This window comes from Bradyrhizobium sp. AUGA SZCCT0222, from assembly GCF_018130205.1.
In the GTDB taxonomy this organism is placed as follows: domain Bacteria; phylum Pseudomonadota; class Alphaproteobacteria; order Rhizobiales; family Xanthobacteraceae; genus Bradyrhizobium.
This window is the reverse complement of sequence record NZ_JAFCLX010000045.1, coordinates 44669-59052: the sequence shown is the minus strand read 5'-3', so window position 1 is coordinate 59052 and position 14384 is coordinate 44669. Positions and strand designations below refer to the sequence as shown.

At 62.2% G+C, this 14384-nt stretch carries 15 protein-coding genes; 4 read left to right on the top strand and 11 right to left on the bottom strand.

All coding sequences use genetic code 11. From position 1 onward, the window contains the following. On the top strand, positions 1 to 225 hold a 225-nt coding region (locus JQ629_RS29245), incomplete at its 5' end, for a hypothetical protein (RefSeq protein ID WP_212415549.1). A gap of 18 nt (positions 226 to 243) precedes the next feature. Beyond that, complete coding sequence (locus tag JQ629_RS29240) at positions 244 to 522, top strand: hypothetical protein (protein ID WP_212415548.1); 279 nt, start codon at positions 244 to 246, stop codon at positions 520 to 522. 257 nt (positions 523 to 779) lie between these two features. Here JQ629_RS29240 and JQ629_RS29235 read toward each other — a convergent pair whose 3' ends face one another. From JQ629_RS29235 to JQ629_RS29225, 3 genes are all read right to left on the bottom strand, one after another. Further along, positions 780 to 1013, bottom strand: coding sequence for a hypothetical protein (locus tag JQ629_RS29235; RefSeq protein ID WP_192737929.1), 234 nt, complete (start codon positions 1011 to 1013; stop codon positions 780 to 782). Beyond that, on the bottom strand, positions 983 to 2137 hold the full coding sequence (locus JQ629_RS29230) for an ATP-grasp domain-containing protein (RefSeq protein WP_212415547.1): 1155 nt from the start codon (positions 2135 to 2137) through the stop codon (positions 983 to 985). The genes JQ629_RS29235 and JQ629_RS29230 overlap by 31 nt, the downstream gene beginning before the upstream one ends. A gap of 160 nt (positions 2138 to 2297) precedes the next feature. Continuing rightward, entirely contained in the window at positions 2298 to 4037 is a 1740-nt protein-coding gene (locus tag JQ629_RS29225) for a sulfatase-like hydrolase/transferase (RefSeq protein ID WP_212415546.1), read from the bottom strand. Positions 4038 to 4072: 35 nt separating this feature from the next. Here JQ629_RS29225 and JQ629_RS29220 point away from each other — a divergent pair, with 35 nt between their 5' ends. After that, entirely contained in the window at positions 4073 to 4888 is an 816-nt protein-coding gene (locus JQ629_RS29220) for a class I SAM-dependent methyltransferase (protein ID WP_212415545.1), read from the top strand. A gap of 57 nt (positions 4889 to 4945) precedes the next feature. Here the strand turns inward: JQ629_RS29220 and JQ629_RS29215 are convergent, their stop codons facing one another. From JQ629_RS29215 to JQ629_RS29195, 5 genes are all read right to left on the bottom strand, one after another. Then, on the bottom strand, positions 4946 to 6859 hold the full coding sequence (locus JQ629_RS29215) for a diguanylate cyclase (protein ID WP_212415544.1): 1914 nt from the start codon (positions 6857 to 6859) through the stop codon (positions 4946 to 4948). 235 nt (positions 6860 to 7094) lie between these two features. Next, positions 7095 to 8378 (bottom strand): cystathionine gamma-synthase family protein, encoded by a 1284-nt coding sequence (locus JQ629_RS29210; RefSeq protein ID WP_212415543.1) that lies wholly within the window; start codon positions 8376 to 8378, stop codon positions 7095 to 7097. 254 nt (positions 8379 to 8632) lie between these two features. Beyond that, a complete protein-coding gene (locus tag JQ629_RS29205) occupies positions 8633 to 8821 on the bottom strand; it encodes a hypothetical protein (protein ID WP_212000260.1) in 189 nt (62 codons plus the stop codon). Further along, entirely contained in the window at positions 8818 to 9702 is an 885-nt protein-coding gene (locus JQ629_RS29200; RefSeq protein WP_212415542.1) for a hypothetical protein, read from the bottom strand. The genes JQ629_RS29205 and JQ629_RS29200 overlap by 4 nt, the downstream gene beginning before the upstream one ends. A 165-nt stretch (positions 9703 to 9867) precedes the next feature. Continuing rightward, a complete protein-coding gene (locus tag JQ629_RS29195) occupies positions 9868 to 11172 on the bottom strand; it encodes a PQQ-dependent sugar dehydrogenase (protein ID WP_212415541.1) in 1305 nt (434 codons plus the stop codon). 204 nt (positions 11173 to 11376) lie between these two features. On the opposite strand from JQ629_RS29195, the gene JQ629_RS29190 reads away from it, so the two are divergent. Next, positions 11377 to 12363 (top strand): DUF808 domain-containing protein, encoded by a 987-nt coding sequence (locus JQ629_RS29190; protein ID WP_212415540.1) that lies wholly within the window; start codon positions 11377 to 11379, stop codon positions 12361 to 12363. A 71-nt stretch (positions 12364 to 12434) separates the two neighbouring features. Here JQ629_RS29190 and JQ629_RS29185 read toward each other — a convergent pair whose 3' ends face one another. The 3 genes from JQ629_RS29185 to JQ629_RS29175 form a co-directional block, all read right to left on the bottom strand. Beyond that, entirely contained in the window at positions 12435 to 12635 is a 201-nt protein-coding gene (locus tag JQ629_RS29185; RefSeq protein ID WP_212266556.1) for a hypothetical protein, read from the bottom strand. Between the two features lie 147 nt (positions 12636 to 12782). Then, complete coding sequence (locus JQ629_RS29180; protein ID WP_212415539.1) at positions 12783 to 13862, bottom strand: HlyD family secretion protein; 1080 nt, start codon at positions 13860 to 13862, stop codon at positions 12783 to 12785. Next, the gene (locus JQ629_RS29175) at positions 13859 to 14380 is read right to left on the bottom strand and encodes a MarR family winged helix-turn-helix transcriptional regulator (protein WP_212415538.1); all 522 of its coding nucleotides are present in this window, start codon (positions 14378 to 14380) and stop codon (positions 13859 to 13861) included. The genes JQ629_RS29180 and JQ629_RS29175 overlap by 4 nt, the downstream gene beginning before the upstream one ends. Positions 14381 to 14384: the final 4 nt, after the last annotated feature.

Sequence of the window (14384 nt, the reverse complement as noted above, 5' to 3'; positions counted from 1 at the left end):
CCAAAATGCGGAGAGTCCGCCATCTTCGAGTCGATTTGGAGTCCGCTGAACTTCAGATTCGGGACACTAGAGCCCCGCTCCGATTCCATCGGAACGGAACAGGCTCTAGTCCAGGCTCGAAAAGGGGAGCCGGAAAAGGAAGACGCCATATCCGGCGCAAAACCCGCTTACGAGGGATTTGTTGATGGTTCGGTAATCTTCTGCATTCAAGATTCGGGCAGTTAGTTGCGTTGGAGTACCGCTTTGGAAAATTTTGACGAGCTGCGCGACCTCGCAGCGGACGTTCGCACATTCATTGAAAGCTCAAATGACCCGGCCGCCGCATTGAGGGATGTGGTCGCGGCCTATGATGTTGTTTTGGGTATCTTCCCCTCGGAACAGGGAATGGGCCTGCACGTCGTCAAGGGTGGCAGTTTGCTTGACCGCCTCGCTACCCTTCAGTCGAATGCCCTCTATAGTCACACCGCTATTGCGCTGCATAGCCGGGAACAGGCAGTTCAGCTTCAAGCGCTGGTGGCTTAAAGGCGTCCCTGGAGGGAGCCTTTTCGTATCGGGCTCCGACCTAAGCGCATCATGTCCTAGCGGCGCTTCGCAGCCTTGACTTCCGGGGCTGCTTCGCAGCCTTGGCTTCCGAGCCTGCAACTTCCAGGGCGGTGACCTCCAGTCCGCAAGCGCTGGCCAGCGCTCGCAGCTCGAGTTGAAGGGCCTCGAGCTCATGGCTGTCGAGGCCTCCATCGATTGCGAGCGCGGTGACGACCGGATCCCGGATCTCGGGAGACTTACTTCTTGGCGGCCTTCTTTTTCTTGGCGGCTCGCTTCTTGGCTCTCGCTTCCCTTGCAAGACGGTCCTTTTTTGCGGCCGCGGTCGCTTTCCACTTTTTCTCAAAATCCTTCACTCCCGCCACGAACTGACGAAGCATCGCCTTGCCTTCGGCGCTCTTCGGCGTGACCGCCACCCGAATATAGGTACGGCCTGTGGTGCTTATCTTCTTGTTGACTTGAATGTACGCCATCCGCTTTCGCCCCTTCCCGTTGTTTTCAGGCGGCCCCGACCCGAGGCTGCCCCTTGCCAAGCACTTCGAATGTTATCAGCGAATTGGGAGGCGTGGAAGATGCGCGGCGCGCTATCGAGGTCCCGCATCATGTACCAGTCCGGCGTGGCCTCGTAGCTGTCTTCGATTTTGACCTTCAGGCCTCGCGCCAGCTGAACGAAGGTCCTGGCCATGTTGTGCTTTCCGACCATATCGAAAATGTTGGTCGAAGACGTAAACCGGCCGACGCCGATTTCCGTGATGCAGGGAATGCCGCGCACATCCTCCTTGAGATCCACGCTGAAAACGCCGGACGCCCTTGCATCAAGCAGCTTGATGGCCCGCACGCAGGTGTCCACGACTTTCGGTTCGAAGACCGTCTTTGCCAGCCCCGCCACCGAGGAGACCCGCGACGGCTGGCTGCCCATGCCAAGATAGGAAAGCCGTTCGTAGGTCTTGATGAGCACCAGTTCGCCGTCCTTCCAGACGCTCTGGCAGCCGAAATCCCGCCCTGGCAAAAACTCCGACAGCAAAAACGCCGCGACCGGCACGCCGCGCATTTCCTTCCAGTACCTGATCCAGCTCCGTGCCTGTTCGGCGGTCTGGACCGGCAGCGCGCCGAGCGCGCCCGCCCCGCTCCGGACGCGGCACCATAATGGTCTGCCGCCCTTCAGCTGCTGGAAGATTTTGCTGACGTTGTTCAGGTCCCGCACCGGATAGGTTTCGGGAGCGTCGATGCCGTTGCGGCGCAACAGCGAAGCGAGACGGTACTTGTCGCGGGCAACACTCAGCACGGCTTCGCTGGGCAGGAACAGATACTCGCCGAGAGTCTTCCGTGCGCGCGACAGACTCTCAACATCGGAATCAACGGTCGGAATGATGAGATGCAGGCGTTCGGTCTTCATGATCCAGCGCAGCACCTCGCTCCATTCCGGGTGATCGGCTGATGGGACGAGGTAATTCCTGTCGGCGTCGGATTTCTTCAGGGCGAACTGGTCGTCGTTGCAGCCAACGATAAAGGAAGAGCCGGCGCCGGCCCGGATGCTGCGGACCAAATTGTTACTCGAACCGTTACCCGCGCTCGTAAACAGCAATCGCGCAGCCACCAACTTCTCCCGTATCGCCTAAATTATGATTTCGCCTGAAAGGAAGCTGACGATGAACCTCACGAGGGTATGCAACAAATCTTGCTGAAGCAACCAGGCATGCGCCGTATCCCACAGCGACAAGCATTCGCGAAGCTCGCAAGGCCCCCGCGGTGAAGGTTTAGCGCTGGTATCGCACCGCTGGTGCCACGTCGATCACGCCCAGATCGACCAGGGTACGGTGAAACCGGCGTTTCCGCTCCGATGATGACGCGAAGTAGGCGCCGCCGCACTGTTCAAGCAGGCTCGCGCGCGTCGCGAAGATTTCATCCAGCGGCAGACCGGCATGCTGCAAGGCCACGGTGCCGAGAAAGGCGATATCCAGGTCCGGGCCGCGTCCACGCGGAATTCGATCAGGAAAATCATTCAAGGTTTCCATGGCGTAGAACGTGCGGAACTGCCGCCTCGCGTCCGAGCCGAGCTTGAGTTTTTTCTCGATCCGCCGGGTCATGACGGGCTGATGATCGCCATAGTGCACAATGAGCGTGGGACGCTTGGGAAAACGGGAGGAAAGCTCGGACTTGAGTCTATTCCAGGTCACGGCGGTCTCGACCAGCCGCGCGTAATACTCGGCATAATGTGCATCGGGAAGGCCCGCGGCAGCAAACGCCCGCTCGCCTTCAAAGCGCCCGGGGGCAACCAGGTTTCGGTTGTGCGGGCCGTGATTGAAGTTGGTCAGCGCATATAGAAAGCGAGGTGAGGCATCGCCGGCAATGCCTTTCATATGCGCATTGAGCGCGGCGTCCAGAAACAACGCATCCGAATTTGTGGCTTCGAATCGATCGACGTCGAAGGGCGGCTCAAAATCATCGGTGAAGAGACGCTCGTTGATGCCTATTGAACGGTAGAACCTGTCATAGCTGAGAAAGCTGCGGCGGCAGCTCGAGGTGAGCATTGTTCTGTATCCGAGCGCCGAGAGCGTCCCTGGAAGGCTGCTGTGGAAGCGGCCGGCCCCGCGCTTGAAGAGAAAATAGGCGTTCGAACCGAAGCTCGCGCTTGAAAGGCCGGTCAGCAGGCTGAATTCCGATTGCCACGATCCTCCGCCGAAAATATCCACGTTGAGGCTGCCATGGAGTCCGTCTTTCGGTGACAGAAACGATTCGACAATCGGCTCAACCGGGAGACCAAACAGGCGCGGATCGAAGATCGACTCATGCTGGATCACGATGATGTCGGGATAGTCGAGGCTTCGCGCCGGTACGGCCGCCATCAGCGGCAGCGGATCTTTGGCGATATCGCTCAGCGCGAGCCCGCCGGACGGCCGCCAGGAAAGCGGGTTGAGCAGCGAAGCGATGAAGCTGGAAAGAAAACAGCGGCGGAGCGCCGCATTGCGCTGGAAAGTTAGCGACCCGCCGCTCGCTTTGTAGGCGGCCACCAGGCCAATACAAGCCATGCCGAAAAACAGGAGTTGGAGTTCAATCGGCACTGGCGGTCCGCGCACGTAAATCAGGGTCGCGACCGCAGTCAGGATGAGCGTGATGCCTCCCGCCAGAGCAGCCGTCAGGGCAAGCGGATACTGCACCAATAAAAATGGAACCGTTCCCGCAAAGGCCAGCGGCAAATCGGTTGCAATGAGTTTGATCCCGCTGTGATTATATTTGACTCTCGACGCTCCGAAAATTGCCGCCGCCATGATGGAAGACAACAGGATCGCGCGTTCCAGATCGCTAACGACAAACAGCAACATTGCGGTGCACAAACACAGCGCAGCCGCAGCCAATGCAAGGTGCTCAAGGCTGCGTTCCGCCAACCAAAGCACGGCGAGAGCGATCAGGATGATCAGGGCCAACGACATCTCGATAGGATGCCAGAGGAATGATTTGGCGTCCACGATCGCGAGGCGGACATTCGCGAAGCACATTGAAATCTGCTAGGGGTCACCAAGATGGAGCAGACATGACCGACCCCTTCGACATCAATCGCCGGAACTGGGACGAGCGCACCGCCATTCATGCACGCGATACCAACGGTGAATACATGCTCGACCGGTTTCGGGTTGGCGAGGATGCGCTGAGCGCGATTGAAGTGGCGGAACTCGGCGACATCAGGGGAAAGCGCGTCCTGCATCTGCAGTGCCATATCGGCCGTGATACGCTGTGCCTGGTGCGGCGCGGCGCGACGGTGACCGGGCTGGATTTTTCTCCGGCCGCGCTCGATGTGGCGCGGCGCCTGTCCGATGAGACCGGCCTGAAGGCGGACTTCGTCGAGGGGACCGTCGATCAGGCCCCTGCCCTGACGCCCGGCCCATTCGATCTCGTCTTCACCACCTGGGGCACCATTTGCTGGCTGCCCGATATGAAGAAATGGGCAGAGACCATTGCGTCCGTGCTGGCGCCGGGTGGCGAGCTTTATTTCGCGGACGCGCATCCCACCTTCACGGTGATGGAAGAATTCGCCGGCAGGTTTGTTCCCACCTACGATTTTCAAACGCCTGCCGACCGGCCGCTGCATTTCGCAAACGAGACCACCTACACCGGCGATCCCACGATCATGTCGCATCGATCGACCCGCGAGTGGATCCACTCGCTTTCGGCCGTGCTCGGCGGCCTGATCGATGCCGGACTGACGATTACGATGTTCAGGGAGCACGAAGCGTTGCCCTGGCGCGGCCTGCCAAGCCTGGTGCCGGCGTCGGACAGGCTGTGGCGGCTTGCCGATGACGTGCCGCGCATGCCCTTGTCGTTTTCGGTCAGGGCCAAAAAGACTTCGTGAAGTCAGCCAAGCGCCAGATCGAAAATGGCGAGGCGTCTCGCCTCACGCGGTCTTGTATCAAGCGCTTTTGACATCAGGCCAGGCGACGACTTGTCCTGACATGACCAGCCGATCACGTCCTCCATTCTTGGCCGAATAGAGCGCCCGATCCGCCGCAGCAATCAGGGCCGCGTGCTCGGTCATGCTCTGGGCCGGGACATTCGTCGCACCGCCGAGACTGACCGTAATGAGTTTGGAAGGCGGGTTGAGCGCGTGCAGCATGCCGAGTTCAAGAAGCGCTTCACGCACCTTCTCGCCGACCTGCATGCAGCCTTCCGAATCGGTGTTGGGCAGGAGCAGCACGAACTCTTCACCGCCGTAGCGGGCTGCCAGATCTGCCGGCCTGCGAATTTGCGCGTCCAGGATCCGCGCCAGCGCGCGCAGGCAGGCGTCTCCGGCCTGGTGACCATAGTGATCATTGAATTTCTTGAAATGGTCGACGTCGATCAACAACAGCGACAACGGCGTGCCATCGCGCTTGGCGCGCGCCCATTCCTCCGACAGGCGCTCGTCGAAATGCCGGCGGTTGGCCAATCCCGTCAATCCATCGGAAGTGGCAAGCGCCGCCAGCTTGTTCTGCAAATCCTGCTGCTCTGTCATGTCGCGCGAGATTGCGACCACGCCGTCGATCTTGTTGGTCTCGGCCGCCCGCGTCACGCGCAGCGCCGTCTCGACCCAGATTTCGTTCTTCTCACGGTGACGGACGCGGTAGATGAGCCGCGCCTCTTCGGCCTCGCCGTTTTTCAATGCCGCGATGGCTTGCTCAACCCGCGGCCGGTCCTCCACGTTGATCGCCGCAAGGGCCGGCGCTCCCAGCAACTTGGCGGGGTCCTGGCCGAACACGCGGGCGCAGGATGGCGAAACGTAGAGAATCCGCTCATCCAGCCCGATACGCATCACCACATCGCTGCACTGTTCGGCCAGCAGGCGAAAATCCGCCTCCTTGGCCACAAGGGCTGCCGCCATGCGCTGGCGCTGCAGCAGGTAACGCACGAAGGCAAAGCCGGTCAGCGCAATCACCAGCAAGAGGCCTGCGACGACAGCCAGCCGTGTGAACGATTGCTGGCGCCATGGCTCCAGCACATCGTCCTGCGCCTTGGTCGCCAGAACCAGGATGGGATATCGGCTGCTCAGCTGGTAGAAGCTCAACCGCTCAAGTCCGTCCAGCGGCGATTTGAAGTAATAGACGCTGGCACTGGGGCGGTCTTTCAGGGTCCGGAACAATGGCGACTTGGACATATCGCGTCCGACATTGCTGCCGTCTTCGTCACGGCTGCGCGCCAGCATGATGCCATCGGCATTCAACAGCGACACCGAGCCGTTCGGTCCGATGTCAAATCGCCGGTAGAATTGCGTGAAATAGGCCACGTCGATGCTGGTCAACACCACGCCGGCAAAACTGCCATCGGGATGATTGAAGCGACGGGACAGGGTGATGATCCATTGTCCTCCCGAACGACTCTTGACCGGCCGGCCGATCAGCGTCCCGCGGTCGGTGGAGGCGCGATGTTGTTGGAAGTAGTCGCGATCGCCGTTGTTGAGACCGGCCAGATTGACGTCTTCGGTGGTTGCGAGCCAGCGGCCGGTTTCATCATAGACGAAGATCCCGCGGATACGTTGCCGGTTGTACTTGCGCGATTGAAGAAACGTCCGGATCTTTTCGAGTGCTGCGGGGCTGGTTCCGCCGGTCTCCATGCGATCGACCATTCCGGTTAGAATGGTGTCAGCCAGGTCAAACGTATCGTCGGCATGCTGCGTCAGCGAACGGGCAAGATTGGCCATGTCCACTTCTGCGTTCTTCAGGTCGACCTGCCGGGACTCCCATTCGCGCCAGCCGCTTAGCGCGAGAATTGCGACGCAAGCCAGTGCCACAAATCCCGCCGCCCACAACGGGATATGTGCTTTGCCAATTTCCCGGCGGCTGGTGATCATCTTAAGGCTGCTCCGATCCGGGCAAATTTCCATGGAGGGCTTAACGCCGCGTTGCCTCTACAGCAGCAATGGCGGAGTGGGTGAGCGCTTTGCCCTCGCGCCGGATCGGATGTTACGTAATGCGATCGTACTTCATTAACCATGGAGGTTGCTTTGGGCACGGCCCGCGGCAAAGCTGACCCAGAGGGGAACCTCGTTCCCCCCGGCACAAGCGGGCATCACGCGAGGCACACAGCTACGCCGCGTTCAAGGCCTGCGCGATATCGGCGATCAGATCGGACGGATGCTCGATGCCGATCGACAGCCGGATCGTGGAGTCGAGCACGCCGATTTTCTGGCGGATGTCGGCTGGAACGCCGGAATGCGTCATGCTCGCCGGCAGGCTGGCCAGCGACTCGGTGCCGCCGAGACTGACCGCCAGCTTGAAGATCTGCAGCGCGTTGAGGAATTTGAAGGCGGCGGCCTGGCCACCGACGATGTCGAACGAGAACGTCGAGCCGGCGCCGGTGCATTGCCCTGCGAACAGACGCCCGGCCGGCGAGTGCACATCGTGATGGCCGAGGTAATGGACATGCGCCACCTTGGCGTGGTCGCGCAGAAAATCCGCCACCAGCCGTGCGTTGGCGTCGGCCTTTTCCATGCGGATGCTCAAGGTCTCGAGCGACCTGGAAAGCATCCAGCAGGAATGCGGGTCGAGCTGGGTGCCGATCGCGCCGCGCAGCGCCTTGATGTCCTTCATCAGGGCTTTCGAGCCGAGGGCTGCGCCCGCGATCAGGTCGGAATGGCCGCCGATATATTTGGTCAGCGAGTACAATGACAGATCCGCGCCGTGTTCGATCGGCCGCTGAAACACCGGCCCGAGCAGCGTATTGTCGCACGCGACGATCGGCGTGTGATCCTGCGCCTCGCCGATGTTCTCGGCGACGCGGCGGACCATCGCGATATCGACCAGCCCGTTGGTGGGGTTGGCCGGGGTCTCGATGAAGATCATCGAAACCCGTCCCTTGCGCATGGCGTCCTCCGCCGCCAGTTGCACCGCGGCTTCGTCGATGCCGTCGGCAAAACCCACCGAGCCGATCGAGAGCCCCGCAAGCGTTTTCGTGAACAGGGTTTCCGTGCCGCCATAGAGCGGTTGCGAGTGCAAAATGACGTCACCGGGGCGGACGAAGGCGAGGATCGCCGTCGAGATCGCCGACATGCCGGACGAGAACAGCGCGCATTTCTCGGTGCGCTCATAGACCGCAAGCCGGTCCTCGACGATCTCGCTGTTGGGATGATTGAACCGCGAATAGACCAGGCCCGCGCCCATCCCCTCGGGCGGCTCGCGCCGGCCCGAGACGAAATCGAAGAAATCCTGACCGTCTTCGGCGGTCCGAAACACGAAGGTCGAGGTCAGGAACACCGGCGGCTTGACGGCGCCTTCCGACAATTGCGGATCGTAGCCGTAGTTCAGCATCAAGGTTTCCGGATGCAGCATGTGGTTGCCGATGTGGGTCTTGGACGGAAACGGTTTCACCATGGCCTGCCTCGCTGGCTGCATTCAGAAACGTTCCCCTTTGTGGGGGTCGTCAAAGACGGTGCGCCGTTCGCGTGGACATGACGGCATCCAACGACTCGGGTCACCGATCTCTGGAGCAGCCTAGCAACATCCGGGGGTGAATTCACTGCGTTCGCAGGCAAGGCGACCACGTCGCCCGTGCGAGATGCTGTCGCAGCCGGGCCGGCAATACCGCCACGAGGTTAGGAAATATCGTCGATTTGTCGCAGCCCTGGTCAGCGCTCGGACCGCATATACGGGCTGCGCTCGGTCACATGCTTGAGTTCGGGCGCAACGTCCATCGTCTGGGTCACATGCTGCGCTATATTGGTTCGCTTCGTGCTGGCCGGATTGCCCACAAACGCCCACATGACCACGCCAATCGCGAGCGTCGCGCCGCTTATCACCCCGATGTCTCGCTTCATTGCGATCTCCCGTTTTGTTTTCGGGTTGCGCAAATCAAGCCAGTTGGTCGTGGTCGAAGTATGGCTATTACAAGATTGGCCGGCCGATCCCGGCAATGTGATGGCTGAACCGCGGCAGCGCTCAGCTCTTGCTTGGGCGTGGCCGCGTCCGCGGACAATTTGCCGAGCATGGTGGTGAGTTCCTCATCGGCGCTGATGATCGTCTTGTTGCGGTCTGCCTCGCCCGCTGCAGGATCCACTGCAGTTGGCGGCTCAGTGGGTGCGCCAATTGCTTCCTGTTTGGCCGGTTCGACCGGCGAGAAAGCGGAATCGGGCGATTTTTCGGAAAGCTTTAATGTCGACTCCGGCAAAGGCCTCGACGTCCGATCCAGCCGACGGGCCGCCGTCGAGCTGCCAACCGGCGGCCTGGCCTCGTCAACCGGCATGCCATTGCCACGCGGCGCAACACTCTTGCTTGCTCTTCCGATGATACCCTCAACGATGGCGGGCAGGCGCTGCTTGTCGATGTCAGCCATGTATTCGCAGGCTAACTCGTCGACATATTGCTGGCCGTAGTCGGCCAACACGGAGGTTATCCGCGCGAGATCGACATCGCTTTCAACAAGCTGACGCCATGCCTGACTGTCATAGGAAACCGCCGGTGGGCTTATCGGCTTCGGGGGTTCGCGAGAGACGAGCGGTTCAGGAACCGGAGGCTGCGCCATGCGCTCATCGGCCGGCGCGCGGCCGAGCGTTGTGACACTCACGCGCTGTCGGTTGTTCTCTGCCACCAGGAGTGACAGCAGGCCGACGCCCATCAGCAGGAACCCAACCGTCGCCCATACCAGCGTGGCGCAAAGCAGAGCGCCGGCAATCAGCAATATCCACCCGGTAACGCGCACTAACAGGCCTTCTCGGCGACAAGGGCCAAATTCAATTGCCAAACATGAGCGCTAATTCTCAACGCTTCCGGCAAGCTGCGCAACACAAGATTACCGCCACATCCGGTGACGGCCGGGCGGCGCTTAGGTTCGCCGATCCAGCCGTCGCGGGCGCGCTCAGTTCTGCTACGCGCCGGTGACGCGCCAGATCACGTCGCCGACATCGTCCGCCATCAGGAGCGACCGGCCGTCGGGACCGACCACCACCCCGACCGGTCGTCCATAAGATTCCTTCTCGTCGGGTGCGAGGAAGCCGGAGAGAATATCCCGCGCCGGCCCCGACGGACGCCCGTTCTCGAACGGCACAAAAACGAGCTTGTAACCGCTCAGCGTGCTGCGGTTCCAGGAGCCGTGCTGGCCGATCGCCATGCCATCGGGAAAACCCGGCAGCGTGCCAGCGGGGACCCAGCAAAGACCGAGCGACGCAGTGTGCCCGCCGAGCGCATAGTCCGGCGTGATCGCCTTGGCGACCATGGCCGGATCCTGCGGCACCCGGTCGTCCACCGTCTGGCCCCAGTAGCAATAGGGCCAGCCGTAGAAGCCGCCATCGCGCACCGAGGTCAGGTAATCCGGCGGCGTCTCGTCGCCGAGACCGTCGCGCTCGTTGACGACGGTCCAGAGTACGCCGGTCTGCGGCTCCCAGGCCATGCCGACAGCATTGCGCAGGCCGCCGGCAAAGATGCGGCTGGAGCCGCCGGCGAGATCGAGTTCATGGATCGCCGCCCGGCCTTCTTCCACTTCCATGCCGTTGTCGGCAATGTTGGTGAGCGAGCCAACACCGGCGTAGAGCTTCTTGCCATCCGGGCTCGGCAGCAGGCTCCGCGTCCAATGCCCGCCCGGCTTGAAGGTGACGAGTTTGCGCCCTGTTGCCGTGATGCGATCGGCGTTCGCCACATAGGGGAACGCCACCACGCCGTCGGTGTTGCCGACATAAAAGGTGTCGCCGAGCAGCGCCATGCCGAACGGCTGGTTCAGCCCCTCCATGAAAACCCCGCGCTTTTCGGCGACGCCGTCGCCATCCGCATCGCGGAGCAGCGTGATGCGGTTCGCGCTTTCGCCAAGCGCCGCGGCCCGCCGCATCGTGGCCTGCATCGCATAGCCGAACACGTTTCTGACCGGACCTGCGACCTGGTTCGATTCCGCAATCAGGACATCGCCATTGGGCAGCACGTTGATCCAGCGCGGATGTTTCAGGCCGGTCGCAAATGCATTGACCTTGAGCCCCGGTGCTGCCGTCGGCTTCTGCCCCTTGTCCCAGCCCCTCGCCGACGGCATCTTCAGCGTCGGGATGGCGCCCTGCGGCTTCGCTTCCGGCACCACAGGCGTGCTGCCCCAGGCAGGCGCCGGCGCGTCGCCTTGTAATTTGCGCCAAAACAAGGCAGCCCCGCCGATCAGCGCGACGATGCGCGCAAAAATTGCAGAAAAGTTCATGACATTCCCCATTGGATCGCGCGCACACTAGCCGACGTCTCCGCGCGTTGAAACCTAGCGCGCTGAACTGCAGGTCTGGATTGCGTCGAAAAAGCAGATCGTGAAAGTCAGCCCAATGCTGTAAAAGCCAGTTCGCTGTCAAAGCTCAATCTGCGGAGGGTCACGCTCGGCGAGGAACCCGCGAATCATGAACGGGATTTATCGATGAGCGTCGGATTGATCGCCCTTCTCGACGATATCGCGGCGATCGCAAAGGTGGCAGCAGCTTCCCTTGACGATGTGGTCAGCCAGGCCGCCAAGGCGGGGGTAAAGGCGGCCGGCGTCGTCATCGACGATACCGCTGTCACGCCAGGTTACGTGATCGGATTCGCTGCCAAGCGCGAACTGCCGATCGTCGGCAAGATCGCGGCGGGATCGCTTCGCAACAAGCTCCTGATCCTGCTTCCCGTTGCGCTGGCGCTCAGCTACTTCCTGCCCTCGGCGATCACGCCGCTGCTGATGTTTGGCGGGGCCTATCTCTGTTACGAAGGCGTTGAAAAGCTGTACGAAGCCGTCATGCCCCATCATGCGCACCAGCATGAGGTCGAGCTCGGCACAGTGGCGTTGCAGGCGCAGACGCTCGAGGACCAGAAAGTCGCCAGCGCGATCAAAACCGACTTCATCCTGTCGGCGGAGATCATGGCGATCACGCTGGCAGCCCTCCCCGCCGGCAGCATCCTGAAGCAGGCCGTCGTGCTCGCGGTTGTCGCAATCGGAATCACGGTCGCGGTGTATGGCCTGGTAGCCCTGATCGTGAAGGCCGACGACGCCGGCGTGGCGCTGGCGCGAAACGACAATGTTTCGGTCATCGCCAGTATCGGCCGCGGTCTGGGACATGCCCTTGTCCGGGGCATGCCCGTCTTCCTGATGTTTCTCAGCGCGGTCGGGACCGCCGCCATGATCTGGGTTGGCGGCGGCATCATCCTTCACGGCATCGAGGCGTACGGCCCGCCCTCGATCGGTCATGCCGTCCACGCCGCCACCGACGCTGCGGCCCATGCCCTGCCGGCCGTCGCCGGCTTGCTCAAATGGATCGTCGAGGCGGCCATCTCAGGCGTGATCGGACTGGTGGTCGGCGCGGCGTCAATCCCGGTCATCGGATATGCCGTGGCGCCCGCCTGGAAGCGAGTAAAGCGGCTTCTGCCGGGCTGACAGGAAATCGTCGGGGGCTGATCGGGCTGATCGGCCCAGCAGACCAGCCCACGGCGTCACGCATACTGCGATTATGGGATGCAGGTCCCGCCACGGTGCCCCGGCGTAAACAGGGCGCCGCAGAGCGAGCCACCGGTAACCCAGACCCCAAACCCGTAGCCTCCAACCGTAATTTCGATTCCGACGTAGCCCTTGTCGACGACGACGGTGACTGCGCCACCGTTCACGGCATCGAGCTCGTCCATGGTCAGTTCGTTGATTTCCTTGCTCATGTCGCGCTCCCATATCGGCGGGGGAATTCCCGACCTCGAACGACTGCAACGTTAGGGTGCTGCAAGGATTGCTGCCGTGACGAATATCACGAATGCCCGGCGCGCCCTTCCTGCCGGACGGGCCAGGGCAGCGCGCGTTGATCCGCGTTATTCCGACTTGCTGGTCTCTTGCGTCGCAGGATTCGCCGCAACCGCAGGTCCGCCGCCGAGCAGCCTTGCGAGGCTGCGGGCGCGCCTTGTGTCGATGCTGACATAGGCGGTCATGCCGGCGCGCAGCGGCGGCTCGCCTGATCGTTCAACCAGCTGCAGCCGCACCGGCAGGCGCTGCACGACCTTGACCCAATTGCCCGAGGCGTTTTGCGCCGGCAGGATCGCAAACTCCGCGCCGGTCGCCGGGCTGATGCTCTCCACCACGGCGTCCCAGGTAACGTCGGGATGCATATCCAGCACGACCTTGGCCTTCTGCCCCACCGTCACATAGGTCAGGTCGGTCTCCTTGAAGTTGGCCTCCAGCCAGGGCCTGCGGTCGGTGACCAGCGCGAACAGCGGCGTCTGCGCCTTGACCTGCTCGCCGAGCTGCAGCTTGAAATTAACCACCACGCCCGCCTTCGGCGCCTTGATCTCGGTATAGGCAAGGTCGAGCGCGGCACGATCGCGCACCGCCAGTTTTTCGCGCACCGCCGCGAACTGATCCGTCGGCCGGTCGGGCTTGCCGCCGAGGGCTGCCTCGACGCGCGCGATGCGCTGGTGCAGCACGGCGACGCGATCTTCGCCTTCCTGCTCCTCGCTGTTGGTCTGCTCGACCTTCGCGGTCGAGGCGACGCCGCGTCCGGACAATTCACGCTGGCGCCTGGCCAGGGACTGCAGATACGCCAGCTTGTTCTCCGCCTCCTTTGTCTCGGCCCGGATCTCGCGCAGGCTGGCCTTGAGCTGCTCGACGGCGGCGCGCGCGGAATCAATTTCCGCTTCGGCCTTGGCGAGCGCCAATTGGTATTGCGTCGGATCGAGGCGAAGCAGCACGTCGCCGGCGGCGACGGCCGAATGATCGCGGATCCGCAACTCGGTGATACGGCCCTGAACCTCGCTGGCGATCTGGGCGATGTCCGCCTTGACGAACGCGTTCTCGGTCGAGATGTGGCGGCCGCCCTGCAGCCAGAAGGCGAGCGCGCCCACCAGAACCAACAGGGGCACGCCGATCAGCGCCAATCGCTTCATCCGTTTGGTCATGGCGCGGCCCTGCCATTGAGCCGGACCGTCGCCAATGGAACTCGCTTTCGCGGGGCCGTCGCCAACTCGCCCCGCGCGGCCTCGCCGCCATCCGCCGATACCAGGGTTTTCTTGATGCGCTGCAACAAAGCCATCAGCTGTTTGCGTTCGGGCCCGGCGAGATCGGCGAGCCCGGCATCGACCGTATCCTCGGCGATACGCCAGATCCGCTTGTGGACCCGCTCGGCCTCCTTGGTCAGATACACACGCTTGACGCGGCGGTCGTCCGCTTGCGTGCGGCGCTCGACCCAGCCATTAGCCACCAGCCGGTCGATCATGCGGCCGGCGGTGGCCTTCTCGACCTCCATCATCTCGGCCAGTTCGGAATGCGAGGCGCCGGGACGGCGGTGCAGGCGGGTCAACACCAGCCATTGTGCCCGCGTGATGCCGAGGCGGCGCACGCGGCGATCGAACTCGGTCCGCAACAGGCGGGCAACGTCCGAAATCACAACCCCAATATATTCGTCGGTATTCGGCATGGCG

Coding starts and splice junctions, on each gene's coding strand:
- JQ629_RS29225 (WP_212415546.1), bottom strand. CDS start 4,037: ATGTGCTTCGCGAATGTCCGCCTCGCGATCGTGGACGCCAAATCATTC.
- JQ629_RS29220 (WP_212415545.1), top strand. CDS start 4,073: ATGACCGACCCCTTCGACATCAATCGCCGGAACTGGGACGAGCGCACC.
- JQ629_RS29180 (WP_212415539.1), bottom strand. CDS start 13,862: ATGACCAAACGGATGAAGCGATTGGCGCTGATCGGCGTGCCCCTGTTG.
- JQ629_RS29215 (WP_212415544.1), bottom strand. CDS start 6,859: ATGATCACCAGCCGCCGGGAAATTGGCAAAGCACATATCCCGTTGTGG.
- JQ629_RS29210 (WP_212415543.1), bottom strand. CDS start 8,378: ATGGTGAAACCGTTTCCGTCCAAGACCCACATCGGCAACCACATGCTG.
- JQ629_RS29175 (WP_212415538.1), bottom strand. CDS start 14,380: ATGCCGAATACCGACGAATATATTGGGGTTGTGATTTCGGACGTTGCC.
- JQ629_RS29205 (WP_212000260.1), bottom strand. CDS start 8,821: ATGAAGCGAGACATCGGGGTGATAAGCGGCGCGACGCTCGCGATTGGC.
- JQ629_RS29195 (WP_212415541.1), bottom strand. CDS start 11,172: ATGAACTTTTCTGCAATTTTTGCGCGCATCGTCGCGCTGATCGGCGGG.
- JQ629_RS29185 (WP_212266556.1), bottom strand. CDS start 12,635: ATGAGCAAGGAAATCAACGAACTGACCATGGACGAGCTCGATGCCGTG.
- JQ629_RS29190 (WP_212415540.1), top strand. CDS start 11,377: ATGAGCGTCGGATTGATCGCCCTTCTCGACGATATCGCGGCGATCGCA.
- JQ629_RS29235 (WP_192737929.1), bottom strand. CDS start 1,013: ATGGCGTACATTCAAGTCAACAAGAAGATAAGCACCACAGGCCGTACC.